The organism is Rhodoplanes roseus, from assembly GCF_003258865.1.
In the GTDB taxonomy this organism is placed as follows: Bacteria; Pseudomonadota; Alphaproteobacteria; order Rhizobiales; family Xanthobacteraceae; genus Rhodoplanes; species Rhodoplanes roseus.
This window is the reverse complement of record NZ_NPEX01000477.1, coordinates 1-2,769: the sequence shown is the minus strand read 5'-3', so window position 1 is coordinate 2,769 and position 2,769 is coordinate 1. Positions and strand designations below refer to the sequence as shown.

2 protein-coding genes are annotated in these 2,769 nt (G+C 70.1%); both read right to left on the bottom strand.

Annotated features, from left to right (window positions below; genetic code table 11):
- Nucleotides 1-266: 266 nt before the first annotated feature.
- A complete protein-coding gene (locus CH341_RS30360; RefSeq protein WP_111423241.1) occupies nucleotides 267-1,178 on the bottom strand; it encodes a polysaccharide deacetylase family protein in 912 nt (303 codons plus the stop codon).
- A gap of 248 nt (nucleotides 1,179-1,426) precedes the next feature.
- Nucleotides 1,427-2,665, bottom strand: coding sequence for an alpha/beta hydrolase family protein (locus CH341_RS30355; RefSeq protein ID WP_170149875.1), 1,239 nt, complete (start codon nucleotides 2,663-2,665; stop codon nucleotides 1,427-1,429).
- Nucleotides 2,666-2,769: the final 104 nt, after the last annotated feature.

The window sequence follows — 2,769 nt, the reverse complement described above, 5'->3', positions numbered from 1 at the left end:
GTTTTCACGCGGCCCCGTGCCGGTGTTGGGATCGCCGGCGCAGCCGGCGAGCGACAGGGCCAGCGCGGCAGCCGCCGCCGTCGACACGAACACTCTCATCACGTCCCCCGTTCGCGGCCGCAGGACCGCGCGCCATTCCCCAAGCGTCTGCTTTCCGGGGGAACTTTGGCAAAACGAGGGTGCGGGGCGGCGCCGGTACGCGGGTGGTGAACGCTGCGCGCGTCGACCCTCCCCTCCACGGGAGGGTCGACCCGATCCGCTCCGCCCTACTCGGCCGCGGCGGCCTGCGTCTCCGGCACTTGCGACTTGTACCAGTCCAGGATCTCGGCGCCGGTCCACATCACCACGTCGCCGTGGCCGAGGATGTAGTCGTAGAGCTGCTCGAGATACTTGATCCGGTGCGGCACGCCGGTGAGGTAGGGGTGGATGGCGATCGCCATCACGCGCGGCGCCGTGGCGCCTTCCTGGAACAGCCGGTCGAACTGGTCGCGACCGCGACGCAGAATCTCGTCCGAAGGCTGCTGCTGGACGGCGCTGATGACGACGTCGTTGACCTCGACCGTGTAGGGCACCGAGACGACCCGCCCGGCGCGGGTGCGGATCGGCAGCGGCTGATCGTCCAGCACCCAGTCGGCGACGTACTCGATCCCCTCCTCGGCCAGGATGTCGATGGTCTCGTCGGTCTCGGTCAGGCCGGGGCTCTCCCAGCCGCGCGGCGGCTTGCCGGTGAACGCCTTGATCGCCTCGACGGTCGAGCGGATGGCGGCCCGCTGGTCCTCGATGCGGTGCATCGGCCGCTGCACGAAGCCGTGGCCCATGAAGTCCCAGCCGGCGTCGCGGGCGGCGGCGCAGACCTCCGGATAGACCTCGCAGCAGGTGCCGTTCAGGGCGAAGGTCGCCTTCAGGCCGCGCGAGCCCAGCGCATCGATGAAGCGCCAGAAGCCGACCCGGTTGCCGTATTCGTGCCAGGCCCAGTTGGGCACGTCGGGCAGCAGCGGCTGGCCCATCGGCGGCGGCAGCACGGCGCGCGGCATCGCGCCCTCGGTCTGCCAGCTCTCGACATTGACGATGGTCCACACCGCCACCCGGGCGCCGCCGGGCAGCTTCAGGGGCGGCCGACGATGGATCGGCTGGTAGGGGATGCGGCCGCGCAGCGTGTGGCCGAGGGTCTCGCTCATGGTGCGCCTCTCCTGTTTTCGCGACGTGTTCTTCTCACCGGACCGTCGGGAGGCCGAAGCCTAGCAGGCGCGCCGGCGTTTGTGCCCGGACGCCGCCGCATCGAAGCGTTGCGGCGGCGGGGGAGCAGGCCGCCGATCTCCGCTTCGTTCCCGCGCAGGCGGACACCCAAGGGCGGCACGACGCGAGGCTCCGGATGCCCGCCTGCGCGGGCATGAACGGCTGGCGCGTGAAGCGCGGCCACCGAGCCTCAGACCGGCCGCAAGGCATGCCGGGTATAGAGCGCCCGCTGGTCGATGCCGAACGTGTCGGCCAGCCAGTCGCCGATCAGCTCCTGGCCGAGGGTCGGATTGTCGTGCTGGCAGTGCTCGGCGCCGGTCTCGTCGGCCGACACCAGGCGGAACGTCACGTCGAGCCCCTTCGCCCGCGCATAGTCGTGCACCAGGGTGGCGGTCTGGACACCGAGCACGTCGTGGCCGCCGTGCACGATCAGGTACGGGCACGTCATCTTGTCGAGCACGCCTTCGAGGCGGAACGGCTTCGAAATTTCGGTCACCTCGGCCATGGTCTTCCCGCCGAAGACCCATTTCATGTGGCCGGCGAGGCCGTGGTCCTCGCCGCGGCTCTTTGCGCGTTCATGCAAGTCCCACTGAGCGCCGTGCGAAATACAGGCGGCGAGCCGCGGCTCCATGCTGCCGGCCCGCGCCGCGTAGTAGCCGCCGAGCGACGAGCCCGACACCGCGATGCGGTCCATGTCGACGTCGCTGCGGGTCGCCAGCCAGTCGATGCAGGCGCCGACCGGCACCTCGTAGTCGAAGCGGGTCGGGATCTTGTGGCGGCGCAGCGTGCCGCCCTGCCCCGGCCCGTCGACCATCAGGACCGAGATGCCACGCTGGACGGCGCCGCGCCCGACCATGAACCACAGCTCGTCCTTGATCGAGTCGAGGCCGCCGAAGGCGATCAGCACCGGCTGCTTCTCGACCGCGAAGGGCGCCCGCACGAAATAGCCGCACAGGCCGACGCCCTCGTAAGGGATCTCGACGATCTCGCCGGGCGGCCGCAGATGGAGGAAGAACTTGTGGCTCGCCGCCTCCATCTTCTCGAAGGTCGGCAGCCGGCGGGGATCGTCCGGCTCGAGCCAGAACTCGGCCGAGCGGTAGTAATCGGCGGCGCGCAGCCAGCAGTTCATCGCGGTCTGCACGTGCCCGGCCGCGAGCTCCGCATCGCCGCGCGAAACATTGCGGTCGGCGACGATCATCCATTCCTTGTGCCAGCTCTCCAGATCGCCCGGCACCATCCGGCTGGCGGCGAGAAAGCACTCCGAGACGGTGCCGCCGCCCTCCTGGGTCTCGCCGAGGCCACGGCGGAACTGATAGCTCGGCCACGGATGCTCCGGCCAATGGTGCCAGCCATAGGGCTCGTAGTGGCCGACCGCGTCGGTCGGCGGCGCATCGATCAGCTTCGCCTCGGTCACTTCGCTGACGGCCATGGGGGTCCTCCGGGAAGAATTCTCGTCTCGTGACGCCGGCCTGTGTTCCGTCATCCTGAGGTGCCCGGCGCAGCCGGGCCTCGAAGGATACGGCCACCCAAGCC

What these genes read in the sequence shown, in the direction of transcription:
- CH341_RS30360 (WP_111423241.1), bottom strand. Translation starts at nt 1,178, where the DNA reads ATGAGCGAGACCCTCGGCCACACGCTGCGCGGCCGCATCCCCTACCAG.
- CH341_RS30355 (WP_170149875.1), bottom strand. Translation starts at nt 2,665, where the DNA reads ATGGCCGTCAGCGAAGTGACCGAGGCGAAGCTGATCGATGCGCCGCCG.